Annotated in this window: 28 protein-coding genes and 1 pseudogene; 11 read left to right on the top strand and 18 right to left on the bottom strand. The window is 69.9% G+C overall.

Features of this window, described 5'->3' with window-relative positions; translation table 11 throughout:
* Positions 1-444 carry a hypothetical protein gene (locus tag C4V41_RS46410; protein WP_103962446.1) on the top strand — a complete coding sequence of 148 codons (444 nt, stop codon included), beginning with the start codon at positions 1-3 and terminating at the stop codon, positions 442-444.
* 197 nt (positions 445-641) lie between these two features.
* Here C4V41_RS46410 and C4V41_RS61190 read toward each other — a convergent pair whose 3' ends face one another.
* The 3 genes from C4V41_RS61190 to C4V41_RS46400 all read right to left on the bottom strand — a co-directional run bounded on the left by C4V41_RS61190 (position 642) and on the right by C4V41_RS46400 (position 3,840).
* Positions 642-872 (bottom strand): hypothetical protein, encoded by a 231-nt coding sequence (locus C4V41_RS61190; protein WP_146104045.1) that lies wholly within the window; start codon positions 870-872, stop codon positions 642-644.
* A gap of 48 nt (positions 873-920) precedes the next feature.
* Positions 921-3,182, bottom strand: coding sequence for an ATP-binding protein (locus C4V41_RS46405; protein ID WP_103962445.1), 2,262 nt, complete (start codon positions 3,180-3,182; stop codon positions 921-923).
* A 277-nt stretch (positions 3,183-3,459) separates the two neighbouring features.
* Positions 3,460-3,840, bottom strand: coding sequence for a peptidase inhibitor family I36 protein (locus C4V41_RS46400; protein WP_160150634.1), 381 nt, complete (start codon positions 3,838-3,840; stop codon positions 3,460-3,462).
* A gap of 155 nt (positions 3,841-3,995) precedes the next feature.
* Between C4V41_RS46400 and C4V41_RS46395 the strand changes: the two genes are divergently transcribed.
* Both C4V41_RS46395 and C4V41_RS46390 read left to right on the top strand, forming a co-directional pair.
* Complete coding sequence (locus C4V41_RS46395) at positions 3,996-4,970, top strand: Gfo/Idh/MocA family protein (protein WP_103962443.1); 975 nt, start codon at positions 3,996-3,998, stop codon at positions 4,968-4,970.
* Positions 4,967-5,491, top strand: a complete 525-nt coding sequence (locus tag C4V41_RS46390; protein ID WP_103962442.1) for a GNAT family N-acetyltransferase — start codon at positions 4,967-4,969, stop codon at positions 5,489-5,491. The genes C4V41_RS46395 and C4V41_RS46390 overlap by 4 nt, the downstream gene beginning before the upstream one ends.
* Here the strand turns inward: C4V41_RS46390 and C4V41_RS46385 are convergent.
* Together C4V41_RS46385 and C4V41_RS46380 are read right to left on the bottom strand one after the other, a co-directional pair.
* Positions 5,483-5,920, bottom strand: coding sequence for a MerR family transcriptional regulator (locus C4V41_RS46385; RefSeq protein WP_103962441.1), 438 nt, complete (start codon positions 5,918-5,920; stop codon positions 5,483-5,485). The two genes, C4V41_RS46390 and C4V41_RS46385, sit on opposite strands and share 9 nt — an antisense overlap.
* Complete coding sequence (locus tag C4V41_RS46380) at positions 5,905-6,570, bottom strand: TetR/AcrR family transcriptional regulator (RefSeq protein ID WP_103962440.1); 666 nt, start codon at positions 6,568-6,570, stop codon at positions 5,905-5,907. The genes C4V41_RS46385 and C4V41_RS46380 overlap by 16 nt, the downstream gene beginning before the upstream one ends.
* Before the next feature lie 82 nt (positions 6,571-6,652).
* Here C4V41_RS46380 and C4V41_RS46375 point away from each other — a divergent pair, with 82 nt between their 5' ends.
* From C4V41_RS46375 to C4V41_RS63495, 4 genes are all read left to right on the top strand, one after another.
* Entirely contained in the window at positions 6,653-7,453 is an 801-nt protein-coding gene (locus C4V41_RS46375) for an alpha/beta hydrolase family protein (RefSeq protein WP_103962439.1), read from the top strand.
* Positions 7,444-8,523, top strand: a complete 1,080-nt coding sequence (locus C4V41_RS63505; protein WP_235030806.1) for a YbfB/YjiJ family MFS transporter — start codon at positions 7,444-7,446, stop codon at positions 8,521-8,523. The genes C4V41_RS46375 and C4V41_RS63505 overlap by 10 nt, the downstream gene beginning before the upstream one ends.
* On the top strand, positions 8,523-9,179 hold the full coding sequence (locus C4V41_RS63500) for an alpha/beta fold hydrolase (protein ID WP_200824707.1): 657 nt from the start codon (positions 8,523-8,525) through the stop codon (positions 9,177-9,179). Before C4V41_RS63505 ends, C4V41_RS63500 begins: the two co-directional genes overlap by 1 nt.
* A gap of 167 nt (positions 9,180-9,346) precedes the next feature.
* Positions 9,347-9,643, top strand: coding sequence for a LysR substrate-binding domain-containing protein (locus C4V41_RS63495; protein ID WP_200824706.1), 297 nt, complete (start codon positions 9,347-9,349; stop codon positions 9,641-9,643).
* Here C4V41_RS63495 and C4V41_RS65965 read toward each other — a convergent pair.
* Positions 9,640-10,755, bottom strand: a pseudogene (locus C4V41_RS65965) (MFS transporter); the annotation flags it as partial. The gene C4V41_RS63495 and the pseudogene C4V41_RS65965 sit on opposite strands and share 4 nt — an antisense overlap.
* An 83-nt stretch (positions 10,756-10,838) precedes the next feature.
* On the opposite strand from C4V41_RS65965, the gene C4V41_RS46360 reads away from it, so the two are divergent.
* Positions 10,839-11,300 (top strand): winged helix-turn-helix transcriptional regulator, encoded by a 462-nt coding sequence (locus C4V41_RS46360; protein ID WP_103962437.1) that lies wholly within the window; start codon positions 10,839-10,841, stop codon positions 11,298-11,300.
* 236 nt (positions 11,301-11,536) lie between these two features.
* Here C4V41_RS46360 and C4V41_RS46355 read toward each other — a convergent pair whose 3' ends face one another.
* The 5 genes from C4V41_RS46355 to C4V41_RS46335 form a co-directional block, all read right to left on the bottom strand.
* Positions 11,537-12,103: a hypothetical protein gene (locus C4V41_RS46355; protein ID WP_103962436.1), complete on the bottom strand. Its 567-nt coding sequence runs from the start codon at positions 12,101-12,103 to the stop codon at positions 11,537-11,539.
* Positions 12,104-12,125: 22 nt separating this feature from the next.
* Complete coding sequence (locus C4V41_RS46350) at positions 12,126-12,680, bottom strand: hypothetical protein (RefSeq protein WP_103962435.1); 555 nt, start codon at positions 12,678-12,680, stop codon at positions 12,126-12,128.
* 87 nt (positions 12,681-12,767) lie between these two features.
* A complete protein-coding gene (locus tag C4V41_RS46345) occupies positions 12,768-13,148 on the bottom strand; it encodes a VOC family protein (protein ID WP_103962434.1) in 381 nt (126 codons plus the stop codon).
* Positions 13,145-13,873, bottom strand: a complete 729-nt coding sequence (locus C4V41_RS46340; protein WP_235030805.1) for an arsenate reductase/protein-tyrosine-phosphatase family protein — start codon at positions 13,871-13,873, stop codon at positions 13,145-13,147. The genes C4V41_RS46345 and C4V41_RS46340 overlap by 4 nt, the downstream gene beginning before the upstream one ends.
* A gap of 127 nt (positions 13,874-14,000) precedes the next feature.
* Positions 14,001-14,576, bottom strand: coding sequence for a TetR/AcrR family transcriptional regulator (locus tag C4V41_RS46335; protein ID WP_103962432.1), 576 nt, complete (start codon positions 14,574-14,576; stop codon positions 14,001-14,003).
* Positions 14,577-14,645: 69 nt separating this feature from the next.
* On the opposite strand from C4V41_RS46335, the gene C4V41_RS46330 reads away from it, so the two are divergent.
* Positions 14,646-15,146 (top strand): FBP domain-containing protein, encoded by a 501-nt coding sequence (locus C4V41_RS46330; protein WP_103962431.1) that lies wholly within the window; start codon positions 14,646-14,648, stop codon positions 15,144-15,146.
* Between the two features lie 43 nt (positions 15,147-15,189).
* On the opposite strand, the gene C4V41_RS46325 is transcribed toward C4V41_RS46330, so the two are convergent.
* The 3 genes from C4V41_RS46325 to C4V41_RS63490 all read right to left on the bottom strand — a co-directional run bounded on the left by C4V41_RS46325 (position 15,190) and on the right by C4V41_RS63490 (position 18,634).
* Positions 15,190-17,547: an ATP-binding cassette domain-containing protein gene (locus tag C4V41_RS46325; RefSeq protein ID WP_103962430.1), complete on the bottom strand. Its 2,358-nt coding sequence runs from the start codon at positions 17,545-17,547 to the stop codon at positions 15,190-15,192.
* A gap of 69 nt (positions 17,548-17,616) precedes the next feature.
* Positions 17,617-17,967 carry a VOC family protein gene (locus tag C4V41_RS46320; protein WP_103962429.1) on the bottom strand — a complete coding sequence of 117 codons (351 nt, stop codon included), beginning with the start codon at positions 17,965-17,967 and terminating at the stop codon, positions 17,617-17,619.
* A gap of 433 nt (positions 17,968-18,400) precedes the next feature.
* A complete protein-coding gene (locus C4V41_RS63490; protein ID WP_200824705.1) occupies positions 18,401-18,634 on the bottom strand; it encodes a hypothetical protein in 234 nt (77 codons plus the stop codon).
* Positions 18,635-18,725: 91 nt separating this feature from the next.
* Between C4V41_RS63490 and C4V41_RS46315 the strand changes: the two genes are divergently transcribed.
* Positions 18,726-19,295: a TetR/AcrR family transcriptional regulator gene (locus C4V41_RS46315; protein ID WP_200824704.1), complete on the top strand. Its 570-nt coding sequence runs from the start codon at positions 18,726-18,728 to the stop codon at positions 19,293-19,295.
* Between the two features lie 110 nt (positions 19,296-19,405).
* Here the strand turns inward: C4V41_RS46315 and C4V41_RS62390 are convergent, their stop codons facing one another.
* From C4V41_RS62390 to C4V41_RS46305, 3 genes are all read right to left on the bottom strand, one after another.
* Positions 19,406-19,546, bottom strand: coding sequence for a hypothetical protein (locus C4V41_RS62390; protein ID WP_160150633.1), 141 nt, complete (start codon positions 19,544-19,546; stop codon positions 19,406-19,408).
* A 289-nt stretch (positions 19,547-19,835) separates the two neighbouring features.
* A complete protein-coding gene (locus C4V41_RS46310; RefSeq protein ID WP_160150632.1) occupies positions 19,836-20,774 on the bottom strand; it encodes an immunity 49 family protein in 939 nt (312 codons plus the stop codon).
* A 282-nt stretch (positions 20,775-21,056) separates the two neighbouring features.
* Entirely contained in the window at positions 21,057-21,788 is a 732-nt protein-coding gene (locus C4V41_RS46305) for a MarR family transcriptional regulator (protein WP_235030804.1), read from the bottom strand.
* A gap of 149 nt (positions 21,789-21,937) precedes the next feature.
* On the opposite strand from C4V41_RS46305, the gene C4V41_RS46300 reads away from it, so the two are divergent.
* Positions 21,938-23,065 carry a serine hydrolase domain-containing protein gene (locus C4V41_RS46300; protein WP_103962427.1) on the top strand — a complete coding sequence of 376 codons (1,128 nt, stop codon included), beginning with the start codon at positions 21,938-21,940 and terminating at the stop codon, positions 23,063-23,065.
* A 414-nt stretch (positions 23,066-23,479) separates the two neighbouring features.
* Here C4V41_RS46300 and C4V41_RS46290 read toward each other — a convergent pair whose 3' ends face one another.
* Positions 23,480-26,146: a LuxR C-terminal-related transcriptional regulator gene (locus C4V41_RS46290; RefSeq protein ID WP_103962426.1), complete on the bottom strand. Its 2,667-nt coding sequence runs from the start codon at positions 26,144-26,146 to the stop codon at positions 23,480-23,482.
* Between the last annotated feature and the right edge of the window lie 32 nt (positions 26,147-26,178).

Raw genomic sequence — 26,178 nt, 5'->3', positions numbered from 1 at the left:
ATGAAGATCGCACGCCGTGTGCTCGTGTCACTCGCCGCCGCTCTGGTGCTGAGCGGGTTACTCACGGCCCCGACAGCGGCCCAGACGACGGCCCAGACGACGGCCCAAGCGACAGCCATGTGGCCGTCGGTCACCCCGAGCCCGGAGCACTGGTACACGAAGTCCGGCTGGAGTCAGCAGCAGGCCACCGACTGGGTCAACCAGTGTCCGGGGGGAAGGTTCTGCACCTGGATCAGAAATGGCAACACCTACGAGCTGTTCCAGTTCTACCGATGCCAGCAGTACGCGCTGAGCGACTGGCTCGGGACATCGAATTACTACAACCACCAGAACGTCCGGGTGGAACTCCTCGGATCACGGCACGAGCACATCAGGTATCTGGCGAGCAATCACCAGTTCATCACGAACTGGGATCCGGTCTGGTACATCAACCTCTGCGCCTGACATCGCCATGCCTGGACGAAGGGGTCCTGTTCGCCGGGCACCACCTGGGTGCGGCCGGTTTCGAGGTCGAGGCGCAGCAGTCGCGGTGCTCGGGGAGTGCGAGGGCCGGGAGTCCAACTACTGGAGACGGTTGCCGCTGACCATGCCCCTGAGGGTGGGGGTGAGCCGCTCACCGATCGTGATCCGGCCGTCGCCGCTCATGGACAGCCGGTAGAGGGCAGGACCCTGGCCAGGACGACGACCGCCGCCAGCCCGTGTCGCGCAGCTTCGTCAGGCGCGGGCGGATCCCCGCGATCCCGGCCAGCAGGACCATGCAGGCCGGGGAGCAGGGAAGAAGGCGACCGGATCGCCCAGATCGCGGTCAGCGCCAGCAGGTCCCACAGTGACAGCGCCACCGCTGCCGACCAGAAGAACGTCATTACGCGCACGGGAGGACTTTCCGAACTCAGTGGAGGGAGGTCGGGGTATCCTATCGGCTACGTCAGCTCGTCGTCCGTCCGGCGCAGGCGGTCGAGGCCGGCGACGGCCGTGGACTCGTTCCACTGGTCGCCGGTCTGCCTGCTGAGCTCCAGGGCATGCCCGAAATGCCGGTGGGCCTGGCCGGCGCTGCCCGCGTCCAGGTGCGCGAACCCCAGCCACGTGCTCACCATGGTCTCCCTCCACCGGTCGCCGCCCTCCCGGCTGAGCTCCAGCGCCCGCCCGAAGTGGTGGCGGGCCAGGCTCGCGTTCCCGGCGGCCAGATAGACCGAGCCGAGACCGGTGTGGGCCAGCGTCTCGCCCCACCGATCGGAGCACCACTCGCTCAGGTGCAGCGCCTCGCGCAGGCAGCGCAGCGCCTGCGGGAGCAGGCCCGTCTTGCGGTACGTGTCGCCGAGCCCGGCCAGCGCGCGGTTGGCGCCCACGGGATCCTCGACCTCCTGGTACAGGTGCACGGCCAGCAGGAAGTGGTCGGCGGCGATGGTCAGCTCACCCGTCCTGTTGTGCACGAAGCCCAGATGCGTCAGCGTCTTGGCCTGCCCCGCGGGATCCTCGTTCCAGCAGTCGAGCACCAGCGCCTGGTGATGCAGGGCGACGGCGGTGGCGTCGGCGCCGGACAGCCACTGGGCCAGGCCGAGGTTCTTGAGCGTCTCGGCTTCGGCCACGCTGTCCCCCGTCTTCCTGGCGGCCGACAGGGCCAGCCGGTGGGTGTGGATCCAGTCGTGGGTGTTGCCCCGGAGCAGGAAGAAGTGCCACAGGGCGCGGGCGAGCTGCCAGGTGTGTACGGGAAAATCCGCCTCCATGGCCGCGTCGATGGCGGCGAGCAGGTTGTCCTGTTCGCGTTCCAGCCAGGTGATCGCGGCCCGCCGGTCGGCGAACGGCGGCGCCTGGCCCTCGGGAGCGGGCACGCTGGGGAGCCGGCTGGGTTCGAGCAGGTGGGCGGCCTGGTCGGCGGCCGACAGGTAGTGGTCGAGGAGACGGTGGAGCGCGGCCCGCCGCCGGTCGTCCGGTTCGCCGGTGTCCAGCGTCGCGCGGGCGTGGTCGCGTACGAGATCGTGGAAGGAGTAGCGGCCGGGCGCGGGCTCCTGCAGCATGTGGGCGTCCACGAGGCGTTCGAGCAGGCGTTCCGTCGCCGTCGGCGGCAGGCCCGCGAGCGCGGCCACGCTCTCCAAACCGGCGTCCAGCCCGGGCAGCAGACCGAGCAGGCGGAACATGCGGCGCTCATCGACACCCAGCCTCCGGTACGACAGCGCGAACGCGGCCTCGACGCTCCCGGCGCCCGCCTGGAGCTCGGCCAGGCGGCCGTGTTCCCTGCGCAGCCGCCTGGTCAGGTCGGCCACCGTCCAGGCGGGGCGGTGGCGGACGCGGGCGGTGACGATGCGGATGGCCAGCGGCAACCGGCCGCACAGGTGCACGGCCTCCGCCGCGGCGGCGGGGTCGGCGTCGGCGACGCGGCCGAGCATCGACACGGCCTCCTCGGTCGCCAGCTCGCCCAGGGACAGCGGCTCGGCCCCGTCCAGATCGACCAGCCTGGTCCGGCTCGTCACGATCGTCAGGCAGCCGCGCCGCCCGGGTAACAGCGGCACCACCTGCGCGGCGTCCACGGCGTTGTCGAGCACGATCAGCGCCCGGCGCCCGGCCAGCGTGGAGCGCCACAACGAGGCGCGCTGGTCGGTCTCGGCGGGGATGCGCTCATCGGGCACGTCGGCCGCGCGCAGCAGCGCCTTCAGCGCGGCCGACGTGGTCATCGGCAGCACCCCGGCCGAGTAGCCGTGCAGGTCGAGGAAGAGACGGATGTCCGGGTAGCGCTCTTTGAGCAGGTGGGCGGCGTGTACGGCGAGCGTGGTCTTGCCGATGCCCGCCATGCCGTCGATCGTCCAGACCTCGGCCGTGCCGCCGGGGTCGAGCAGCCGCTTCAGCTCGTCGCCGCGCCCGACGAAGTCGCCGATGTCGCGCGGCAGGTCATCGCGGAGCGCCTTCTCGTACGGCTGCGAATCCCCGGACCTTCTGGCGTCCACGACGTCGGCCAGCCGCCACTGCCGCAGCAGGGCCCGCGTCTCCCCCTGGCCCGCCCCGAACGCCGCCGCGAGCCGCTCGACCACGCGCGCGTCGCCGGGAAACTGTTTGCCGGTGCAGAACCGGTGCACCGTGGAGGTGCTCAGGCCGACGCGGCGGGCGAGCGCCTGGTAACTGCGGCCGGAGCGCACCTTGAGCGTTTCGAGTAGGGCAGCGAAATCTCGCCGAACGTCGGTCTCCCGCATTCTGTTGTCCCCCGCTATCACGATCTCCCCGACTTCAGCCTGCCACAGGGCCGCCAGGGATGCGCGGGGACGTCCCACGGGTGTGGGACGGCCGGCGGAAAGCGGCCTGTTCACGCGGCGCGGGCGTCCCGGGCCGTCTCATCTCCCTGGTGGGGACGACGGAGGCCGAAGCAGTGTCAGCGGCGGAGAAAGGGGGTGCACAAGTGCATGATCTTGAGGGGGTGTGGCGCGTACGGCCTCCCGCTGAACAGCGGTCGGCCGTACGCGTCAGGAAGTGCTACGGGGTGACACGCCTCACGGAGGTCGCCTGGTTGTCGAAGCCGTTGTTCGTCAGGTCGCCGTCGACCGACCTCGGGGCGGCCGCGTAGCCGTAGGAACCCGCGCAGTTGGCGCTGGTGTAGAGCTGCATCCGCCCGGCCGAGGGGTTCCTCATGGAGCTGGCCTTGTTGTTCAGCGTCGAGCCCACGTTGGCGCACCCGTTGGAGGTGAAGAGGAACTCCTGCTCGGCACCGGCGAAGTCGTCGTGCTCGTACAGGCAGAAGCTGCCGAGGCAGGAGCTGAGCCGCTGGGCGTCGGCCTGCGCGGTCGCGCCCACCGCCATCAGGCTGGTCAGGGCCAGCGCCACGACACCGGCCCGGCGCACCATCGATCTCTTCATGGACGACCTCATTTTCGGCTGAGTGGTAATTCGCCAAGATCATGGCAGGTGATCCGAAAATGCGCCACAGGCCCGGCCGAAAATGTCGAGGCCCCGGTGTCACCCGACGCGCTCGATCGTGATTGGATCCCTGTGATCGAGCACGTGGAGGAACCATGGCAACCCCTACCCGATGGGGCATCCTCGCCACCGGAGGCATCGCGGCCGCGTTCGTCTCCGACCTGGCGCTGCTGCCGGACGCGGAGGTGGTGGCCGTCGGCTCCCGCCGTCTCGACACGGCCCAGGCGTTCGCGGCCGAGCGCGGGATTCCGCGCGCGTACGGCTCCTGGGCCGAACTGGCCGCCGCCCCGGACGTCGACGTCGTCTACGTGGCCACCCCGCACGCGGCACACCACGCGGCGGCCCACCTGTGCCTGTCCGCCGGCAAGCCGGTGCTGGTCGAGAAGCCGATCACCCTCGACCGGGCGAGCGCGGCCGACCTCGTGGCGACGGCGCGCGAGCGCGGGGTGTTCCTGATGGAGGCCATGTGGACGCGCGCCCTGCCGGCCATCCGCCGGATGCGCGAACTCGTCGCGGACGGCGCGATCGGTGAGGTGACCGCGGTGTACGCGGACTTCGCGATCAGCGGCCCGTTTGCACCGACCCACCGGCTCCGCGCCCCCGAACTGGGCGGCGGCGCCCTGCTGGACCTCGGCGTCTACCCGGTCACGTTCACGCACCTGTTCCTCGGCGTACCGAGCCGGATCAGTGCCATGGCCACGCTCACCCCGGAAGGCGTCGACGAGAACACCGCCATGACGTTCGGCTACGACAGCGGCGCGCTCGCGGTCCTGCACTGCGGCATCGTGGGCGGCAGCCCGGTGTCGGCGACCGTGCTGGGCACCCGCGGGCGGATCGTCATCCCGAAGCGCTTCTTCGGGACGACCGGCTTCACCCTGGTACGCGGCGGGGAGAGCGAAGAGATGACGTTCCCCCGGAGCGGCAACGGGCTGGCCTTCGAGGCGGAAGAGGTCATGGCCTGCCTCGCCGCCGGGCGTACCGAAAGCGACCTGGTGCCGCATGCCGCCACGCTGGACGTGATGGGCATCCTCGACGAGGTGCGCAAGCAGATCGGGGTCTCCTACGCTTGACGAACATCACCTTGCGGGCGGACGCGACACCGTCCGCCCCTGCGCTCATCCTGCGCCCTTGGAACGAAGACGACATCGAGCCGCTGATCGAGGCCCATCGCGATCCGGTCCTGCGTCGCTGGACGAACCCCATCGAGACCTTTGACGATGCGCTGAAGTGGCTGGACGTCCAGAACCAGGGCTGGGCGACCGGAGAACGGATGAGCTTCGCCGTTCATGAAGAGGGCCGGCTGCTCGCCAACGTGGTTCTCAAGCGGACCGATCATCCCGAGTCCGCGGAGGTCGGCTACTGGACGGCCGCGCACGCCCGAGGCCGCGGGGTGGCCCCTCGCGCCCTCGAAGCGCTCACCGTCTGGGCCTTCGAGGCGCATGGCCTGGCGCGTCTCGAACTGCTCCACCAGGTGGACAACCTCGCGTCGTGCCGCGTCGCGGAGAAGGCTCGATACGAGTTTCTCAGGGTCCTTCCCGCTCAGCCGCCTTACCCCAGAGACGGCCACCTGCACGTGAGACGGTCAGCGTGAATGCGCCTTCTCGTGGGCCTCTTCGAGGGAGGATCCCGCCAGGAGCGCCGTGACCCCGCTGGTGAAGTTGGCGCACTCGAAGAGGTCCTTGTGCGGGCAGGCCAGGCCGTGGGCGATGGCGGTGCGCGCCACCTGGGCCTGGGTGATCCGCTGATCCAGCTCGATGAGCTTGCGCCGGTACAGCTCCCGCCAGCCGTCGCCGTCCGGCGAACGAGACGCGATGAACGCCTTGATCTCGCGCAACGTGAAACCGACGCCTCGCAGCAACACGACCACCCCGACCAGCCCGGCGGCCGATGGCGGATAACGCCGCTGGCCTGAGACCCGCTCGGGCGCCGGTAGCAGGCCGAGCTCCTCCCAGTAGCGCAGGGCGGAGGTGGCGACGCCCGTGCGGCTCGCCAGTTCGCCGATCGTCAGCTGTTCGTCCATGGGAGTTCAAGCGTACTTGAGCCCGTCGAGGACGAGATGCCGGTAGAGGGCGCCCTGGCCGGCTCCCGCGCGCCGGCCGCCGCCAGCAAGGTGAGGGCGGCCTGGCGGGCCTGATCGCCCGCGCCGGCGCTGTCGTGGTGTGCGGCGACGACGGTGGCGCCCTCGACCAGCATCAGGAGCTGCCGCCCCAGAGCCGGCGGGTCGGGGGCTCCGGCGCGTTCGGCGATGCCGGTCAGCAGGTCGAGGTAGCGGCCGAGGTGGCGCGCGGTGATGGCGCGTACGGGCTCGACGTGGTGCTGGGCGGCCGCGTTCAGCATGGCGCAGCCGCGGAAGACCGGGTCGTCGTACCACCGCTGGAGTGCGTCGAACACGGCGGCGAGCTGGTCGCGGGGGTCGTCGCCGGCGGCTTCCGCGGCCGCCGCCAGCCATTGCGTGATGCGCTCGCTCCGGTGCCGGAGCGTGGCCTCGACCAGGTCCTCCTTGGTGCCGAAGTGCCGGTAGAGCGTCTCCTTGGACACGCCGATGCGGGTGCACAGCTCGGCGACGCCGATGCCGTCGATGCCGCGCTCGTACAGCACCGCGGTGGCCGCTTCGAGGATGGTGGCGCGGGTGCGGGCGGGGTCGATCGTCGAGCCTTTGGGGACGGGCATGCGGTAGATGGTACCGGTCGGTTCGATCTGGTGCTAGCGTCTCGGGTCGTACCGATCGGTTCGATCTCAGGGAGTTTGTTCCATGTTCGACCCGCCTGACTTTCCGGCCGCCACACCGGCGCTGAGGTTCGACAGCGGGGGCGCGTCCTTGCTCGGCGTGTTGCACGTGCCGGCGGGCCCGGGGCCGCACCCGGTCGTCGTGCTGCTGCACGGATTCCCCGGCAACGAACGCAACTTCGACCTCGCGCAGGCGCTGCGCCGGGCGGGCTACGCGTCCTTGGTGTTCCACTATCGCGGTTCGTGGGGCGTCGGCGGCTCGTGGTCGTGGGGGCACGCGCTGGAGGACACGGCGGCGGTCGTGGCCGCCCTGCGGGGGCTCGCGGCCGCTCACCGGCTTGATCCGGAGCGGTTGGCGCTGGTCGGCCACAGCATGGGCGGTTTCGCCGCGCTGATGACCGCGGCCGCCGACCCGTCCGTCACCGCCGTCGCCTCGGTGGCCGGATTCGACTTCGGTACGGTGGCCGCGCACTGCCGTGCCGACCCCGGCGTCCGGGCGAGCTACGTCGAGGCGTTCGCCGGTGAGCTGGCTCCCCTCCAGGGCACCAGCGGGGAGGCACTGGTCGGCGAGATGGAGGCGGCAGGCGACTCGTGGCGGCTGGCCGGGCTCGCGCCGCGGCTGGCGAACCGTCCCGTGCTCCTGATCGGCACCGGCCTCGACCCCGTCACGCCGCACGGCGTCCATCATGACCCGGTCGTCGCGGCCTATCGGGCGCAGCCCGTCGAACGCCTCGAACACCACCTCTTCGCCACCGACCACGCGTTGTCGGACCATCGGGTGACGCTGGCGCGGACGATCCAGGACTTCCTGGCCCGGTGCCTGTGAGGCAGGCGCTGCGGCTGGCCCTGGGCACCGCCTCGGCGCTCGGGCTGGCCCGCTTCGCGTACGGGCTGCTCCTGCCGGCCATGCGTGACGACCTGCGCTGGACCCTGGCGGAAGCCGGGACGATGAGCGCCGCCAACGGGCTCGGCTACCTGCTCGGCGCGCTGCTGACCGCCGGCGCCGTCCGCCGCGTCGGCGCCGCCGCCACCTTCCGCTGGGGCATGGTCCTCACCGCGGTGTCGCTGGCCGCCACCGCCGTCAGCGACGACTTCCTGGCGCTGCTGGCCGCGCGGGCCGCGGCCGGGGCGGCGGGGGCCGCCGTGTTCATCACCGGTGGGGTGATCGCGTCGCGCATGGCCGGGCGCGACGCGATCGCCATCTACTTCGCGGGCACCGGCCTGGGCATCGTCTTCAGCGGCGTCACCATCCCACCGCTGGCCGAGCACTGGCGCCTCGCCTGGCTCGGCCTGAGCGCCGCCGCCGCCCTGGCGACGCTGGTCAGTTGGGGCGCCGCCCGTACCAGCGAGGAAGTGACGGCCGCCGGCGCCGGGCGCGCGCAGGTGCGCCCGCTGTCGAGGATCGCCCTGGCCTACCTGCTGTTCGCGGCCGGCTACATCACGTACATCACCTTCCTGTCCGCCTACCTCGCCGAGCGGGACGCGCCGCTCGCGCAGGTGATGCTGACCTGGACGGCGCTCGGCCTGGCCGTCGTGGCACCGGCGCTGTGGCGCCGCCGGACCGCGCGCCTGACCACCCTGCTCGGCCTGCTGGCCGGCGGCGCGGCGCTGGCGTTGGTCGCACCCGCGCCACCGGTCATCCTCGCCTCCGCGATCGTCTACGGGGCGACGTTCATGGGCGTCCCCGCCGCCGTGACCACGCTCATCAAGACAAGAACCCCGCCCGCCGGCTGGACCGCCACGCTGGCGGTCTTCACCACGCTGTTCGCGGCAGGCCAGACCGCCGGCCCCTGGCTGGCGGGACTGCTCGCCGATCACACCTCGACCACCGCGACCCTGGCGTGGACCGTGGCCCTGTGCGCCGCGGCGGCCCTGATCGCTAAGGAGCATTACTGATGGCCACTTACGTCCTCATTCCCGGCATGTGCCACGGCGGCTGGTGTTTCGACGAGCTCACCCGGCCGCTGCGCGACCACGGCCACCGTGTCCACCCACTGACGCTGACCGGGCTCGGCGAACGACCGGACGGCACCGCCGACCTCGACACCCACATCCAGGACGTGACCAGTGCCCTGGAGGCCGAGAACATCCACGACGCCGTGCTGGTCGGCCACAGCTATGGCGGAATGGTGATCACCGGGGCCGCCGACCGCCTGCCCGGCCGCGTGACCGGCCTGGTGTACCTGGACGCCATGGTGCCGGAACACGGCGACTCCTGCTGGGACCTGGTCTCCGAGCGGGAACGGCAGTGGTATGCGGACGTGGTGGAGTCCGGGGACGCGGTGCGGCCGCTGCCGTTCTTCGACGCCCGGGCCATGCCCCACCCGCTCGCCTCGCTGCTCCAGCCGCTCCGGCTCACCGGCGGCCTCGCGCGGGTGAGGCGCCGGGTCTACGTGTACGCGGCGGGCTGGGACGGCGACTCCCCCTTCACTCCCGTCTACGAGCGGCTCCGCGAGGACGCCTCGTGGACGACGTACGCGCTGGACGGCGGGCACAACCTCATGCGGGACGCACCGCAGGACCTGCTGAAGATTCTGCTCGCACTCGACTGAACATGTGTTCAGCACACTCGGAGCGGTTCTGCGCTACCGCTTCTGAGCGGACGCCTGAACGAGTCCGTCCAGCCAGGCCTGGTGGCCGTTCAGCATCGGGTTCGGCCGCTCTTTGGCCAGCTCCGCGTCGGGCCACCACGACATGGTGATCGCGACCAGGCGGCCCCGTGGCCGGGCGCCGCTACTGGCGCCAGGTCTTCGGCAAGCAGCTCTCCGCGCAGGCCGCCGTCACCGTGCCCAACCTGTACGCGGTCCTGTCGGCGGTCAACGCGGGCGCCGGTTACAGCGTGCTCCCCCGCTCGCTCTGCGACGAGCACCTGGCCTCGGGCCGGCTGGTCCTGCTGCATGACACCGCCGAGCCGCCGCTCAACACGCTCTTCCTCGTCCAGCGGCCGGGCGCCGACGCCAACCCCGATGTCGTACGGGTCCGCGACCGGTTGCAGCGGGCCGCCCGTACCTGGTAGTCGATCGCCCACACGGCGAGGGCGCAGCAGGCGAACCCCGCTCCGAGCAGACTCGAACCGGCCCAGCCCTCCGAGGCGTACACGACCGTGGTGGCGGCCGCGCCGAGGGCGGAGCCGAGGGAGTAGAAGACCATGTAGCCGCCGATGACACCGCTGGTGCGATCCGGATGCGCCGAGGTGAGAAGGTGCTGGTTGCCGACGTGCACGACCTGGACCGCGAAGTCGAGGAGCACCACCCCGGCGACCAGGAGCCACAGCGACCACGGAAGCTGCGCGATCCCCGCCCACGCGGCGACGAGCAGGGTGAGGGCCAGACCGGTGACCGGCCCGTCCCGTCCCGAATCCGCCCACCGTCCGGCGCGCGCCGCACCGAGCGCTCCGGCGAGCCCCGCGATGCCGAACAGCCCGATCTGGGCCTCGCTCAGGTGCCACGGCGCGCCGGCCAGGGGCAGCGCCATGCCGCTCCACAGGGTGCCGAACGACGCGAACAGGAAGAACGCGATGAGCCCGCGCGTGAGGAACAGCCCGCCTCGCGCTCCCCGGCGCCCTGCCGGGCGTTCGGTGCGTACGTCCGCGGGCAGCGCGGCCAGGACGAGGGCCGCGAGCCCGAGCGCGAGCACCGCGAGGACGAGGTAGACGCTCCGCCAGCCCCACACCCCGGCGAGCCAGCCGGCCAGGATCCTTCCGCCGAGGATGCCGACGACCACACCCGAGGTCACCACCCCGATGGTCCTGCCCCGCTCACCCGGCGCCGAGAGCGAGGCGGCGTAGGCCACCGTGGTCTGCACCACCACCGCGAACACCCCGGCCACCGCCAGCCCCGCGAACGCCGCCCACGCCACCTGGGCCGAGGCCGTCAGGATCAGGCCCGCCGCGGTCAGCGCCAGGTGCCCGGCGATGAGCCGTCGCCTGTCGAGCACATCGCCCAGTGGCACCAGCAGCACCAGCCCGGCCAGGTAACCCACCTGACCGGTCGCCACGATCCACCCGGTGAGCCCCGCCGGGACGCCGAGATCACGGCCCATCGGCGCCAGCACCGGCTGAGCGACGTAGATGCTCGCCACCGCGACCCCGCAGACCACCGCGAGCAGCAGCCGCCGCCACGTGTCCATCCCGCGCTCCAATCAGTAGCACATTGCAACTGATTTGACGCTACGGCACAATGGTTTCAAGATGCAACTGATCAGGAGGTGTCATGTCGAGCAGCGTCACGCCCGCTCCGGACTCCGGCTGGACCGACCCCGAGTGCCCGGTCGCGCGCACGCTCGACTTCGTCGGCGACCGGTGGAGCCTTCTCGTCATCCGGGACGCGATGGACGGCGCGCGCTCGTTCACCGAGTTCCAGCGCCGCACCGGCATCGCCCGCAACATCCTCACCGACCGGCTGCGCAGGCTCACCGCCCATGGGCTCCTCGCCCAGCGCACCGCGCCGTCGGGCCGCCGTCAGGAGTACGTGCTCACCGACGCGGGCCGCGACCTCTTCCCCGTCGTCGTGGCGCTGCGCCAGTGGGGCGAACGCCACGCCTTCGCCCCTGGTGAAGCCCACTCCACCCTCGTCGACCGGCACGGGGCGGCCGTGCCCGAACTCGTACCCACCGGCGCGGACGGCACCGTGCTCGACGCCGGCACCACCATCGTGCGGAAGGTCGCGGGGTGACGGCTGCTACCGCAGGTGCTTCAGGGCGGTCACCGGATCGCCGGGCGGCGCGGAGGCCACGCTTTCGCGGGCGAAGGCGAGAAACCGGGGAGCCTCCGCCAGCAGCTGCCAGAAGCACAGGAGTCGAGCAGGCCGGTGACCGCGCTGATCACCCTTTACAACGACATTGGTGATCGACACCGCGGACTCGGGCGGCACCGCAACGCGACAAAGGCGGCCCCGGCCTGCGTGGGAGGTCAGCCCTCGAACGTCACGGTGGCGAACCGATACCAGGTCTTGCCGTTCTCGTCCCCGTGATGGGTACGACCCGTCATGACCTTGCCGTATCCGGCCAGCCAGCTATGGCTGCTCTCCTTGTACTCACCCGTGGTGTCCCCGTTGGCGAGCAGCACCTGACGTCCCTGCCAGTACAGAGCGCCGGTCCGGTATCTCGTGTCGCCGTTCTCGTCGTCCTGGTGCCATCTGCCGACGATCACCTGGTGGTCGGGGGCACTGTAGTCGGACCTGCTCTCCCGCTGAGGGGAGGTCCAGTCGCCGGAGTGCACCTGGACCTGCTCGTCGTTGATCAGAATCCGGCTGCAGTGGTAGGTGGTCTTGGCTCGCTCGTCGCCGTAGTGCGAGCGGCCGGTGAGCACCTGGTTCGGCGGGCAGGTGAACTGGATGCCCATCGACTCCCACACGGTCTCGGTGTAGACGCGTTCCATCTTGATCGTCACCGCTGCCGAGGCGGGAGAGGCCATGGTGGTGGCCGACAGGGCGGCGGCCACGGCGACGACGGACAGGGCCTTGCCGTACGTTCTCATTTGTCCGGTTCCTTTCGGAGGGTCAGCCCGCGACGGTCACGGTGGCGAAGCGGTAGTAGGTCGCGCCGTTCTCGTCACCGACGTGCCGGCGACCGGTCATGACCGTGTTCTCGTTCGCGTGCCAGGTGTGGCTGCTCTCCCTGTACGAGCCGCTGATGTCCCCGTTGGCCAGCAGCACCTGCCGGCCCTGCCAGGAGATGGTGGCGGTGCGGTATCTCGTGTAGCCGTTCTCGTCGCCTTCGTGCCACCGGCCGGCGACCGCGTGGTGGTCGGGGGCGCTGTAGTCGGCCCTGCTCTCCTTCTGGCGGGAGGTCCAGTCCCCGAGGTGCACCTGGGCCTGCTCGCCGTTGATGAGGATGAAACTGCAGTAATAGGTGGTGGGGGCGGTCTCGTCGCCGTTGTGCGAGCGGCCGGTGAGCACCTGGTTCGTCGGGCAGGTGAACGGGTCGATCCACTCCCGCACCATCTCGGCGTGGGCGCGCTCGACCCTGATCGTCACGGCCGTGGCGGACGCGGGCGCCGTCACGGTCACCCCCGTCAGAGCGGCTGCCGCGATGGATAACGCCATCTTCCTCATACGTGTGCCTCCTGCGACGTGCTTTCGCTTACGTCGCGGAGCCTCGCAGCGCCGACTGGTGATCCACTTGTGCCTCGGTTGCGACGGCTAGGCGCCGGTGGCTTCGAACAGCTCGACGAGGTTGCCCGCCGGGTCGGCGAGCAGGATCTGGCGGCCGCCGGGACCGGAGACCACCTCGCTCTCGAAGGACAGGCCCGCGCCGCGCAGCCGGTCGATCTCGGCGTCGAGGTCCTTGACGACGAGGTGGATGCGGTTGCGGCCGGCGGTGGTGCCCGCCGGGGTGGCGCGGGCGCCGGAGCTGGCCGGGCCGGACAGCAGGAGCCGCAGCGGCCCGCGTACGACGTCGGCGAAGGCGGGCGCGACGTTGACCCGCGCCGTGAAGCCCAGGTGGGTGGTGTAGAAGTCGACGGCCGCGCTCACGTCGTCGACGACGTAGCGGACGCTGGCGAACTGGTCGGATGTGGTCATGGCTGGACCTCCTGTGAGGTGAGGAGCGGCAGCAGATGGTGGACGCGGGTGCCGATCTCCGCCACGGTGCGGGCGAACACGGGCTGCTCCCCGTCGGCCGGGTCGGGGACGCTCCAGTGGATGCGCCGGGGACGGCCGCCGAAGTCGGGGCAGACCTCGCGGACCTTGTCGCACAGGCTGATCACGTAGTCGAACCGGCGATCGGCCATGGTGCCCAGGTGTCGCGGCCGCTGGTTCGCGAGGTCGATGCCGTGGTCGTCGCGCAGGACGCGTACGGCGTGCGGGTGCAGCCGGGGCCGGGGGTGGCTGCCCGCGCTGGTCACCTCGACATGGCCGCCGGCGCGCTGGCGGAGCAGGGCCTCGGCGATCGGCGAGCGGGCGCTGTTGCCGGTGCACGTGAACAGCACGGCGGGCCGTCGTCCTCGCACGACCGGGGCCGGGGCCGGGGTGAGGCGGAGCGCCGGGTGCAGGGCGGCGCCGGCGGCGGCCAGCCCGTGGGCGCAGCGTTCCAGGTCGAGGTGGTAGTAGCTGTCACGGGCGTCGTACGAGCTGCGCCGCGCCGTGACCAGCCCGCCATCGCGCAGCAGGCGCAGATGGTAGGAGACCAGGTTCTGCGATTGCCCGGCCAGCTCCACCAGCTCACGGACCCGGTAGTCGCTGACGGCGAGCTCGGTCAGCAGCCGCCACCGCAGCGGATGGGCGGCCAGCCGGACGAAGTCGGGCACCACATCCTCGACATTACATCAAATCCATTTGATGCATCAGAGCGGCGATGACCGGCGGGGAGCCGGTGCGGCGCGTTCCGGCTTCAGCGCGCCAGGCGTTCGTCGATGGGCGTGGTGATCCAGCCGGTCATGTCAATCCCTTCGCACGGCTTCTGAGAGCGAGGTCGAGAGTGTCCAGGGCCCACGCCCAGGAGTCGTCGGCCGCGCGCGGGGTGTGGCTGAACCCGCCGGCCATTTCGAGGCTCACGTATCCGTGGAAGGCGCCGCCCAGGAAGCGCACCGCGTCGGTCTGGTCGGGCTCCGGCAGGTCGTAGCCGCGCAGGAGCGCCCGCATCATCTCCGAATGCCGGGGCCCGGCGCCGGCGGCCGCGGTCTCCGGGTCGAGCTCGAACCGGGCCGCGGCGTATCGGCCCGGATGCGCCTTGGCGTAGTCGCGGTACACGTTGCCGAGCGCCACCAGCGCCTCCCTGCCCGAACGCCCGGCCAGCGCGGCGGCGGCCTTGTCGGCCAGCTCCGCGAGGGCCAGCAGCGCGACCCGTACCTTCAGCTCCCGGGCGTTGGAGATGTGCGCGTACAGGCTCGGGTCCTTCACCCCGAGGCGGCGCGCGACCGCCGAGCCGGTCACCTGGTCGAAGCCGAGCTCGTCGGCCACCTCGGCCGCCGCCTGGGTGACACGTTCGCTGGTGACGCCGGTGCGTGCCATGGAACCCCCGTCCAACTAAGCAAATTAATGATTTGCCTAATTATATTAGGCGAACTAGCCTCGCCGTCCATGAGACCCATCACGGAGAGCGATATCCGCAGCTCGTTCGTCAACTGTTCCAAGGGCGAGGCCAAGCGTCTGGGCCTGCCCAGAGATCTCGAAGAGCAACCTTGGGAGGATCTCGACTTTCTCGGCTGGCGAGATCCCGGCGCGCCCGAGCGGGGTTACGTCGTCGCCGAGCGCGACGACGGGAGCCTCGTCGGGATCGCGCTCCGGGCGGCCCCGGGAACCTCACGGGGCTTCACCTCGCGCAGCATGTGCTCGCTGTGCCTGATCACCCGTACCAGTGGCGGGGTGGCGCTGATGAGCGCGCGCCGCACCGGCGAGGCGGGGCGTCTGGGCAACACGGTGGGGCAGTACGTGTGCGTCGACCTCGTCTGCTCCCTGGCCATCAGGGGCAAGCGGCAGACGGCCGTGGGGGGCGATCTCGACGAGACGTTGTCCGTGGACGAGAAGATCGCCCGCACCCGGGCCAACCTGGCCACCTTCATCGGCAAGGTGACCGGATAACGGTTACGCCCCGGCCGCGCCCACCACGGCGTCGATCTCGGCGTCAGGCGCCTGCGTAGGCCGCGAGGTGCTCGCCGGTGAGGGTGGAGCGGTCGGCGGCCAGGTCGGCGGGCGTGCCCTCGAAGACGATCCGGCCGCCGTCGTGGCCGGCCCCCGGGCCAAGGTCGATGATCCAGTCGGCGTGTGCCATGACCGCCTGGTTGTGCTCGATGACGATGACCGACTTGCCGGACTCCACGAGCCGGTCGAGCAGGCCGAGCAGCTGCTCGACGTCGGCCAGGTGCAGGCCGGTGGTCGGCTCGTCGAGGACGTACACGCCGCCCTTCTCGGCCATCTGGGTGGCCAGCTTGAGCCGCTGCCGCTCGCCGCCGGACAGCGTGGTGAGCGGCTGGCCGAGGCTCAGGTAGCCGAGCCCGACGTCGGCGAGCCGTTCGAGGATGGCGTGCGCGGCCGGTGTGCGCGCCTCGCCTTCGCCGAAGAACCTCTCGGCCTCCGTCACCGACATCGCGAGCACTTCGCTGATGTCGCGGCCGCCGAGGTGGTAGTCCAGCACCGAGGCGTCGAACCGCTTGCCCTCGCACTCCTCGCAGGTGGTGGAGACACCGGCCATCATCCCGAGGTCGGTGAAGATGACGCCGACGCCGTTGCAGTTGGGGCAGGCGCCCTCGGAGTTGGCGCTGAACAGCGCCGGCTTCACGCCGTTGGCCTTCGCGAACGCCTTGCGGATCGGTTCGAGCAGCCCCGTGTACGTCGCCGGGTTGCTCCGCCGCGAACCGCGGATGGGCGCCTGGTCGACCGACACGACGCCCGCCGAGGCGGGGATGGAGCCGTGGAGCAGCGAGCTCTTGCCGGAGCCCGCGACGCCGGTGACGACGCACAGGACGCCGAGCGGGATGTCGACGTCGACGTTCTGGAGGTTGTGGCGGTTCGCGCCGCGGATCTCCAGCGTGCCCTTGGGCTTGCGCACCGTCTCCTTGATCGGGGTCCGGTCGTCGAAGTGGCGGCCGGTGATGGTGCCGCCGGTCCGCAGCCCCTCGACGGTGCCTTCGAAGCAGACGGTGCCGCCCGCCGTACCGGCGCCGGGGCCCAGGTCGACGATGTGGTCGGCGATCGCGATCGTCTCCGGCTCGTGCTCCACGACGAGCACCGTGTTGCCCTTGTCGCGCAGCCGCAGCAGCAGGTCGTTCATCTGCCGGATGTCATGCGGGTGCAGGCCCGTGGTGGGCTCGTCGAAGACGTAGGTGACATCGGTGAGCGAGGAGCCGAGGTGACGGATCATCTTCGTACGCTGCGACTCGCCTCCCGACAGCGTGCCCGCCGGACGGTCGAGCGACAGGTAGCCCAGCCCGATCTCCACGAACGAGTTCAGGGTGTGCAGCAGCTTGCCGAGCAGCGGCGCGACCGACGGCTCGTCGAGGCCGCGGACCCATTCGGCGAGGTCGCTGATCTGCATCGAGCAGGCGTCGGCGATATTGATCCCGCCGATCTTCGACGACCTGGCCGCCTCGCTGATCCGGGTGCCGTCGCATTCGGGACAGGTGGTGAAGGTGACCGCCCGGTCCACGAACGCGCGGATGTGCGGCTGCATCGCCTCCCGGTCCTTGGAGAGGAACGACTTCTGGATCTTCGGGATCAGCCCCTCGTACGTGAGGTTGACGCCGTCGACCTTGACCTTGACGGGCTCCTTGTAGAGGAAGTCCTGCATCTCCCGCTTGGTGAAGTCGCGGATCGGCTTGTTCGCGTCGACGAAGCCCGACTCGGCGTAGACCCGTACCGTCCAGAAGTTGTCGGACTTCCAGCCCGGGATGGTGAACGCGCCCTCGGCGAGCGACTTGGAGTCGTCGTAGAGCTGGGTGAGGTCGAGGTCGGAGACCGTGCCCCGGCCTTCGCAGCCCGTGCACATGCCGCCGATGCGGGTGAAGGTCGCCTTCTCGGCCTTGCGGTTGCCGCGTTCGACGGTGATCGCGCCGCTCGCCCGTACCGTGGGGATGTTGAAGGAGAAGGCCTGAGGTGAGCCGATGTGCGGCTCACCGAGGCGGCTGAAGAGGATGCGCAGCAGCGCGTTGGTGTCAGTGGCGGTGCCGACCGTGGAACGCGGGTCGGCACCCATCCGCTGCTGGTCGACGATGATCGCGGTCGTCAGCCCTTCGAGCACGTCGACCTCGGGCCGCGCCAGCGTCGGCATGAGACCCTGCACGAAGGTGCTGTAGGTCTCGTTGATCATCCGCTGCGACTCCGCGGCGATCGTGCTGAACACCAGCGAGCTCTTGCCCGAGCCGGAGACTCCGGTGAACACCGTCAGCCGGCGCTTCGGGATCTCGATGCTGACGTCCTTGAGGTTGTTCTCGCGTGCGCCGTGCACGCGGATCAGACCGTGGCTGTCGGCAACGTGCGGGTTCATCGTCTCTCCATCTGTTTCGCGGGGGGCCGCCTGGGCGTTGTCCGACCAGTAATGAGAAGTATGTCCTGTTCACGCCGGGTCTTGCAGCAGCCCCAGAACGTTGCCGTCGGGGTCGGTGAACGTGGCCACCAGACGGCCGCCGCCCACGTCACGGGCGGCGTCCTTGACGGTGGCGCCGGCGGCGGTCACCTCGGCCAGCTTGGCCTCGATGTCGGTCACGTGCCAGTAGGCCACCGGCGAGGTCATGGACTGCGGGCCGCCGGTCGGCACCAGCCCGATGTGCTGGCCCTCGGCCTCGAAACCGACATAGTAGGACCCGTCGGCCACGGGCGCCACGCCGAGCAGCGCGGCGTACACCTCCTTGGCCTTCGTCAGGTCGGACACGGGGTGCAGCACGGTCTTGATGCCCTGGGTGGCCATGGTCGCTCCTCGAATGTCGTGCGAAGTTCGTGGTGGCAACGCTAGTGAGGGCCGGTGGGGGGTGCTTCTCGATTCCTGACCGGTTGGTACGCGGGCGTCAGCGCGGCCACCTCCGTACGCAGCCGCCACGCGCCCGGGCGGCCCGCCCCTCCCACTCCGCAAAAAGACCGTCGTGTAATTTCACGGCAGTTATTAAAGCGCACCCCATGGCCGAAAGCGGACCATTGACCACAGGTCATGGAAAGAGTTTCATGAGTTCACCTTTCCTTGAAAGGAGCAGGCGTGAGTCTTGCCGATATTCGGAACGCCAAGCCGGCACTCGCGTTCCAGGCGCTTAACGTGTCCAGATCCGGGCGCCTGAGCAGCAGCGGCTGGAGACGCAGACCGGCGGCACGATCGGCGTGACGGAATTAACGAACGCCGGCGACGACTATTACCACCAGGGCATTGAAAAGTGGTGGACGCCCTTATCGGCGCGGCCGACCGCAATGGCGATGGAGTCCAGAAAGGTGGCCCGCCAGTTCTCGTCCGACACCGGTACGCCCAGGTCGCGGCCGAGTGTGTCGATGGCGACGTTCACGATCGTGCTGTCCAGGAGCGGGGCGAGCACGCCGAGCAGGAGAATCCCGGCGAGCCTGAGCACCGCGGGGTCGAGTCGAGTGCGCACGACGACCTCCTTCTTCTCTACTAGAGACGTTACGTCTCTTATTGTTTACGATACTCTGCGAAGAGACGCAACGTCTCTAGTGGAGGTTCTCGTGTCACAGCAGGCCGGCCAGCGCAGGCGGGGCGCGGAGTTGGAGGACACGATCCTGGAGGCCGCCTGGGCGGAACTGCACGAGGTCGGGTACGCCCGCCTGACCATGGAGGGCGTGGCCGCGCGGGCCCAGACGGGCAAACAGGTCCTCTACCGCCGCTGGCGCAACCGCGCCGAGCTGGCTCTGGCGGCCCTGCGCCGGCGTACCGGCTCGATCGCCGACCAGCCGCCCGACACGGGCACGCTGCGCGGCGACGTCGTGGAGGTGCTGCGCAGGATGGCGCGGCGGCAGCACGACGTGCCCTTGGATCTGCTGCACGGCCTCATGGCCGAGTCGGCCGACATCCAGGTGGACGTCGCGAGCATCATGACCGACGTCATGACCGGCATCCTCGAAAGGGCGGCCGCACGCGGGGAGATCGCCTCGGCCGAGGTGAGCCCCCGGGTGCTGTCCGCACCGGCGAACCTGCTCCGCCACGAACTGATCCTCACCCGCCACCCGATCACCGAGAAGATGATCGCCGAGATCGTGGACGAGGTGTTCCTGCCCTTGGTCCAGAACGGGTCATGACCTCTGCGCGACTCCGGCCATCAGGGCGAGCATGCTCTGAGGCGCGAGCTCGTCGACCTGCGCGACTTCCCGCCGGGCCGAGAAGGTGGCCTCGTTCGACGGGTTCGTCGTCACGACATCATGCTCGGCCAGGTCATCGCCGCGGCGCCCGCCGGCCGGCACCAGACCCACTCGATGCCGCAGGCCGGGTTGGACGCCCGATCGCCCGCCCCGGCTTCGACGCCGACCGACGTGATGGAGGAGATGATCACTCAAAGGCTTGGAAGCGTCGGCGTTGACGACGCGGCCGACGTTCGCCGCTACGCGGAGGATTCCGCTATCAACCTCATCGCCCGATCAGCGGGTCCCAGCGTTGGCGACCGCACACGAGCGCTTGAAGCCGCCGGTATCTTGCGCCGCAGGCTTTCCGGACAGTTCGAATACGCCCACAAAGCCATTGTGGCGCAGTGGCTATTGCGTGAAACGCGGCCTCTGGCCTCAGCAACTGCTGGTCGAGTCGGCGGTGTCTCTGTGGTTTGGCCGTCTTTGGGCGTTTCCGGGTCAGCCGTGTTCGGTGAGCGCCGTGCCGTCCAGCAGCGCCGACGGCAGATACTCCGAGCGGACCGAGATCGCGATGCCCGCGTCCTGGGCCATGACGGCCAGCGCCAAGGGTCCCAGCGCGATGTACCCGGACGGCGAATCGAGCCGATCGTCGTCGACCGACCAGTAGTCCAGATGGCCGGTCAACGCGTTGGCGAGCGCCTTATTGAAACGTTCCCCGGTGGAGTCGCTGAGCAGGTAGTGAAAAAGCTCCATCTCTGGGAACCGCAGCTGGTTCGCCACCTCACGCTCATAGCGGTCCGCCAGTTCGGCGGGCTTGCCGGCCTCCAACGCAGCGCCCAACGCCACATCCGCGCCCCGCTCGCCCCGGAAGAAGAGCTGGAGCATGCGCACCATGTCGTAGGAGTATTCAGGCGCCGCGGTCCCGGACTGGCGCAGAGCGACGATGGAGAACCGTGCAAGACGCTCGATCACGCCGGCGTCCCTGGCCACGATCGCGAGCCACAGCGTGGTGAGCCAGTTCTTCGCATTGGCGTAGTACACCGGCCCGGTAGTGTCCAGCCGGACCGTTCGATCATCCATCCGAACCGGCACGACGCCCTTGGCCGCTGCGGCGACCGTAAAGATCGCCGCTCCCGTGTCCAGCGCGGTCCGCAGACTCAGCCACGTCTCCCGCGAGCCGCCAGCGGGATCCAACACCGTGCGGTGACCGAGGGCGCCCAGCGCGGCGAGGAACTGGAGGCTCAATGCGGCGGAGTAGCACTGAACCTCCTCGACACCACTCACCAGATCTTCGGACAACCTGTCCAGACACCTGACAGAGTAGTCGGCGAACGTCTCATGACGACTGACTTCGAGCATGGCGATCGTGCGACCTTCCAGGATCGGATAACCATTCGCCGCGCTGCCACCCCATCCGGAATCGCTTCGCGATGTCACCGCCGTACGCCTCTTTCGACCGTCCATCGTCCGTCAGACCGGCGGTGACCACGGCGACGACGGCTACCCGGTCGATGCTCTCGCGAACGAAGCGCCAGACTGTGCCGGCACCGATGGCAAAGCCGACGACCAGGCGCCTAAACGATCATATACGAGGATAAGAGACACCTTCTGACCGACAGCCCTTTGCCAACTCCTGCACCGTGTTCTTGCTTGTGACGACTGCCGCCCTTTGGTCACGTTGGTCATCGACGCTGACCGACCGGCGCAGAGCGAGACGTCTTAGCGGGCGAGAATATGACGGTACCGTTCGGCCACGGCGATGGTTTCACGCCCCACCTGCTCAAAGAATTCGCTCATGGCGTTCATTCGGGCGCCGGCCGGAGTCGAACGACCGAGGGCTTCGGCGCTTTCGCGGGCGACCTTCGCGATGTTGGTGTTGAATTGCGCGCTGGCCAGGAGTGACCGGTACCAGATTTCCTGGTCGACGATGTAGCGATCTCGTCGCCGATGGTTTCGTTCGCGGCCGATCAGGTTCATCACTTCGAGTTCGCCAACCGCCTTGGAGATGGACGCCGGACTTACGCGCAGACGTTGGACGAGGTCGGCGGCCGTGAGTCCGCCGCTGTGGGTGAGACAGAGACAGGCCAGCACCCTTGCGGACATCCGCGTCAGCCCCGACGCAACGAGAACGTCGGTGAGCTTGCCCTCGACCTCTTGCGTTCTGTCGTCCGCAGGAGGTCGTTCTGATGATTCGACTGCTTTGGGGCGTTGACGCCGAGCGCGCTCTCGCGTCGCCTCGTGCGCCTGATCCGGGCGATAACCGCCGGCGCCGCCGTTGCGGTTCACCTCGCGGCTGATCGTGGAGGTCGGCCTGCCCAGCAGCCGGGAGATCTCGGCGAATCCAAGCCCTTCGGCCAAGCCTTGGGCTATCGATTCACGATCCTCAAGTGTCAACCTGCCTTCCGGCATCAGCCGCACCCCTTCGCCGCATATTTCGACCCTTGCATTCAATCACATTCACTGCAACGATCCGTTGCGTTCATCGTCATTATCATCGCAACAATGGCTTCTAGCAGCAGTTTTAACGTTGACTGCTTCGCAAACGCAACGTAGCGTTTGTATGCGACGAAACGATCAATGGCGACCGGAAGAGAGGCACCATGACAATACCGAACAGCCTCGGAAGCAATTACGAGGCCGTGCAGCGCATATTGGACAATGCGGTGTCTTCAGGCGTGACGCCGGGCATCGTGACCGAGGTCTGGAAGGGCGACACCCGCTGGTTCGCCTCTGCGGGCAAGGCCGATATCAGCACCGGCCGCGAGCGCGCACCGGAGGAGTTGTTCCGTATCGGCAGTGCCGCCAAGGCGTTCACCGCCGCCACTACGCTGAAATTGGTCGGCGAAGGCGTACTCAGCCTCGACGACACGGTGGCGAAGTGGCTGCCCGGCCTGCTCGACGATAGTCATTATGACGGCGGCAAGATCACGTTACGGCAGTTGCTCAACCAGACCAGCGGCGCCTTCAACTTCAGCATGGACCCGGAGTTCTTCGCCGATGGCCAGGGCGAGGCCTGGTACGAACGCCGGTTCAAGGTCTTCACACCCGAAGAACTGGTACGGATCGCTCTGCGACATCCGCCCTACAACGCGCCCGGCGAAGCGTTCCGGTACTCCAACACGCAGTACTACCTGGCTGCGATGATGGTGGAGAAGGCCACGGGTGAATCGTACGGCGACGTGCTCGATCGGCTCATTCTCCGGCCACTCGACCTGACCAGGACGTCGCTGCCCACCACGCAGACGGTCATTCCCGGGCCGCATCCGGTGCACTACTCCAGGCTGCACTCGGAAGACCCGGCGGCGCCGCTGCGCGATGCGACCGAGTCGAACGAGACAACCGCCTGGAGCGCAGGTGGCATGATCTCCTCGACCGGCGACCTGCTCACGTTCTTTTCGGCGCTGTGCTCCGGCCGGATACTCAAGCCGGCGCAGATGGAGGAGATGTTCACGACCGTATCGACGGACGGCGCCGGATGGCTGCCCAACACGCGCTATGGGCTCGGCGTGTGGGTGGAGCAGAAGCTCCAGAGCGGCGTACCCGTGTGGGGCAACGGCGGCGCGGACTACGGCACCTTCACTCTCGTCATGGGCGACCGCGACGGCACGCACATGGTCGCCGGCCACGTGAACACCGACTGGTCTCCCCAAGCCTATGAGGCGTTCCTGGCCATCCTCGACATAGAGTTCGGCCCTCCGCTCCCGAACGTGTCCCCAGCCGCCAAGTAGACGGCGTCTCCCTGGTGAACTGCGAGGCGGTTGGCCCGGCCGTCGGATGCAGGCCGGGCGTCTTGGCCTTGCAGGAGGACGAAGTCGGCGTGGGCCTGTGTCTTCTCGTGCTCGGCGAGGGCCCGGTGGATGCCGGCCAGGGACGGGTTCTCGCCTTGGCGTTTCCCGGCCGGGGTGATCAGGTTCTTGGCGAGCATCTCCAGCACAGGCCGTGCGCGATCAGGTGGTCGGCCAGGGGGTGAGTTCGGCGGCGTCGCGGCCCAGCCGTTTCCTCTCATAAACGGTCAGGATGACCCGGCAGCGCCGGGGCTTGCGCCTTGAATTGGGGGCGCACCTTCACCCGGGTGGAGATCTTCTCGGGTACCTGACAAGCCCTCAGACGACATACGGAGCTCATGGCCCGCGATGAATCCCCTAGCGGCAGCCGAGCGCGGCCAGCTCGGTGTGCCCCTCATCGGCCCGGTCGGGCAGCAGCGCCAGCGTAGCTGCCCGCTCGAAGCGCGCACCCAGCCGGTACCACCGCTCCGCTGCGTCCGCCAAGGCGGCGTGGTCGCCGAGCCGGCCGCGCACCCGGGCCAGGCACGCGGCCGCCCAGTCGCTCTCGGCCGCGTACGGTTCGGCGGCGATGATCCGGTCGCCGGCGTCGGGAAGGCCGGCCATGACGGCGAGCTCGGCCCCGACGACGCGCGCGTAGCCGACCCACCGCTGATCGGAGAACGGCGCGAAGGCCCGTTCGACCTGGCCGGCAGCGTCGTCATACCGTCCACAGTGGACGGTGACCCGGACGTCGGCGAACGCCCGGCAGGCCGCCACGACAGGCGAGCCGGCCGCGACCGTCAGCGACCGTTCGCGCCATCGCCGCCGGCCCGTCGGGTCGCCGCGCAGGCCCTGGATCATCCCGGCGAGGGCGAGCGCCGAGTTCATCCACGGCATCGACGGGTTACCGTCGCGCCGCCACGCCGCCCACAACGTCTCGGCTCGGCTGATCGCCTCGTCGAAGTCGCCGGTAAGAGCAAGCACGCGCACGAGTCGCGGGGCCTGCAGGTACGGATGCTCGCCGATCGGATCGTCGCCGTGGGCCTGCCGGGCCAGCGCCAGCGCAGCGGGTAGGTCGCCTGCGCCCAGCGCGGCCCTCGGCGCGACGTGGAACGCGTCAACGATCTCGGCGGCCGCGGCTGGGTCGTGGCGCGGCAGGGTGATCGCGATCCGCAGTCGTTCGCCGGCCAGCCGATGGGCTTCCCGGGCGGCCCCCGCGCGGTCGAGCGCATTGCACAGGGCATCCATCGCGGCGAGTAATACCAGCGGATCGCCGGCCGCACGGGCGAGTTCCACGGCCTCGCGGGCCCAGCCCAGGTCGGGCATCCAGCCGTGACCCTCGTGCCACGCCGTCGCCATGGCGACCAGCGCGGCTAGACGCTGATCGCTCGGGTTCGCGTCGGCTGTCTTCCTCGCCTCGGCCAGCAGGCGCGCCTGGTCATCGGTCGCGGACTCGATCGGCCCGAAGTTGTAGCGCACGCCGACCATCACGGCCTCGGCACGCAGGTCGGCGGTGCCCGCGGCCTCGACGGCCTGCCGCATGAGTTCGGTGGCGGTGCGGTTGTCGGCGACGGTCAGCGCGGCGTAGGCGCCGGCCCGCAGGTCCTGGCCCCGCTCGATGCCGGTAGCGCACCGGGCTGCGGCCTGATAGAGCGTCCGCGCTTCGACGAACCGGCCCGCGGCGAAGGTCAGGTGGGCGAGCGTGCGCAGGAAGCCGTGGGCCGCGGGGTCCGATCCGACCGCGATGGCCGCCGCCCGAAGGTCATCGGCGACACCGTCGAACGCCGAACGCCAGTCGGCGTCCAGCCGGGACTCCACGTCGGCGGCGGTCGCGAACGCCCAGAGCAGGTACCGCTCCCGAATCGCGTCCTGCTCTCCCACGACGCTCGCCTGCGAGAGGCCGAACGCGCGGATCGAGTCGAGCAGCCGCCAGCCGGGGCCGGTGCGCACGACCAGGTTCTGATCGACCAGCCGGCCCAGCAGATCAGCCACCTCGGCCGGGGTCGCCTGCGGACTCAGCGCCGCCACGGCATTCAGGTCGAACACCCCGACGAAGGCCGACAGCCGGCGGAACAAGGTTCGCTCGTCGGCGTCGAGCAGGTCGTAGCTCCACCCGATCAGCTCGCGCAGCGAGTGATGGCGCACGTGCGCCCCCCTGCCGCCGGCCAGCAGCCGCAGCTGATCGTCGAGGCCGGTCAGCAGTCCGTCGGCGCCGAGCGCGGCCACCCGGGCGGCGGCCAGCTCGACCGCGAGCGGCAGACCGTCCAGCCGGGCGCAGACGTCGGCCACGACTGTCGGCGGCGCGGCGAACCCGGGATCCGCGGCGCCGGCTCGATCCCGGAACAGCTGCTCGACTTCGGTGCCGGCGAGTGGGCGCACGTGCACGAGCCGTTCGCCGGTGACACCGAGTCGCTGCCGGCTGGTGGCCAGCACGGTGGCCTGCGGGCAAGCGGCCAGCACCTGTTCGGTCAGCACGCTGACCTCGTCGATCACATGCTCGCAGTTGTCCAGCACCAGCAGCGGCCGGCCCGGGCGCAGCCGCTCGAACACTGCCCGCTCGACGGACTGCGTCGGGCCCACGGTCACGTCCAACGCGTCGGCGACGGCCTGCACCACCGAGCCGGCCACGGCCGCGGTCCGGACCGGCACGAGATCGACGAAGGCGCCGCCGGCGGGAAACCGCGACTCCGCCCGCTCTGCGACGGCGGCCGCCAGCCGGGTCTTGCCCACCCCGCCCGGGCCGACCACCGTCACCAGCCGGGACTTGTCCAGCGCCGACTCGACGGCGGCCACCTCCGCCGCGCGGCCCACGAAGGTCGTCCGGCTGACCGGCAGGCCGGCGAACCGCCCGGTCTGGGCCTGCTCGGCCAACGCGGCCAGGGCTTGTCGATCGGACGCGTCGAGCTTGCGCAGCAGCGCCGCGACGTGGCTCTCGACCGTCCGGACCGAAATGTGCAGCCGACTGGCGATCTGCGCGTTCGACAGGTGCAGGCCCACGGCGGCCAGCACGTCGGCCTCTCGGGTCGAGATCTTCGTCAAGTCCACGCCTACCAGGATGGCGTACGTCGGTGACGCAT

It is taken from the genome of Nonomuraea solani, from assembly GCF_900108335.1.
Lineage (GTDB): Bacteria > Actinomycetota > Actinomycetes > Streptosporangiales > Streptosporangiaceae > Nonomuraea > Nonomuraea solani.
Note: the sequence above shows the minus strand (reverse complement) of the source record. Positions and strands in the feature narration are given on the sequence as shown.

Excerpts from the sequence above, each read along its gene's own strand:
- C4V41_RS46375 (WP_103962439.1), top strand. The coding sequence starts at position 6,653 with ATGTTCGACCCGCCTGACTTTCCGGCCGCCACACCGGCGCTGAGGTTC.
- C4V41_RS46345 (WP_103962434.1), bottom strand. The coding sequence starts at position 13,148 with ATGACCACATCCGACCAGTTCGCCAGCGTCCGCTACGTCGTCGACGAC.
- C4V41_RS46355 (WP_103962436.1), bottom strand. The coding sequence starts at position 12,103 with ATGAGAACGTACGGCAAGGCCCTGTCCGTCGTCGCCGTGGCCGCCGCC.
- C4V41_RS63500 (WP_200824707.1), top strand. The coding sequence starts at position 8,523 with ATGGCCACTTACGTCCTCATTCCCGGCATGTGCCACGGCGGCTGGTGT.
- C4V41_RS46395 (WP_103962443.1), top strand. The coding sequence starts at position 3,996 with ATGGCAACCCCTACCCGATGGGGCATCCTCGCCACCGGAGGCATCGCG.
- C4V41_RS46350 (WP_103962435.1), bottom strand. The coding sequence starts at position 12,680 with ATGAGGAAGATGGCGTTATCCATCGCGGCAGCCGCTCTGACGGGGGTG.
- C4V41_RS46385 (WP_103962441.1), bottom strand. The coding sequence starts at position 5,920 with ATGGACGAACAGCTGACGATCGGCGAACTGGCGAGCCGCACGGGCGTC.
- C4V41_RS46335 (WP_103962432.1), bottom strand. The coding sequence starts at position 14,576 with ATGGCACGCACCGGCGTCACCAGCGAACGTGTCACCCAGGCGGCGGCC.
- C4V41_RS46405 (WP_103962445.1), bottom strand. The coding sequence starts at position 3,182 with ATGCGGGAGACCGACGTTCGGCGAGATTTCGCTGCCCTACTCGAAACG.
- C4V41_RS46400 (WP_160150634.1), bottom strand. The coding sequence starts at position 3,840 with ATGAAGAGATCGATGGTGCGCCGGGCCGGTGTCGTGGCGCTGGCCCTG.
- C4V41_RS46300 (WP_103962427.1), top strand. The coding sequence starts at position 21,938 with ATGACAATACCGAACAGCCTCGGAAGCAATTACGAGGCCGTGCAGCGC.
- C4V41_RS46410 (WP_103962446.1), top strand. The coding sequence starts at position 1 with ATGAAGATCGCACGCCGTGTGCTCGTGTCACTCGCCGCCGCTCTGGTG.
- C4V41_RS46360 (WP_103962437.1), top strand. The coding sequence starts at position 10,839 with ATGTCGAGCAGCGTCACGCCCGCTCCGGACTCCGGCTGGACCGACCCC.
- C4V41_RS46330 (WP_103962431.1), top strand. The coding sequence starts at position 14,646 with ATGAGACCCATCACGGAGAGCGATATCCGCAGCTCGTTCGTCAACTGT.
- C4V41_RS46320 (WP_103962429.1), bottom strand. The coding sequence starts at position 17,967 with ATGGCCACCCAGGGCATCAAGACCGTGCTGCACCCCGTGTCCGACCTG.
- C4V41_RS46380 (WP_103962440.1), bottom strand. The coding sequence starts at position 6,570 with ATGCCCGTCCCCAAAGGCTCGACGATCGACCCCGCCCGCACCCGCGCC.
- C4V41_RS46325 (WP_103962430.1), bottom strand. The coding sequence starts at position 17,547 with ATGAACCCGCACGTTGCCGACAGCCACGGTCTGATCCGCGTGCACGGC.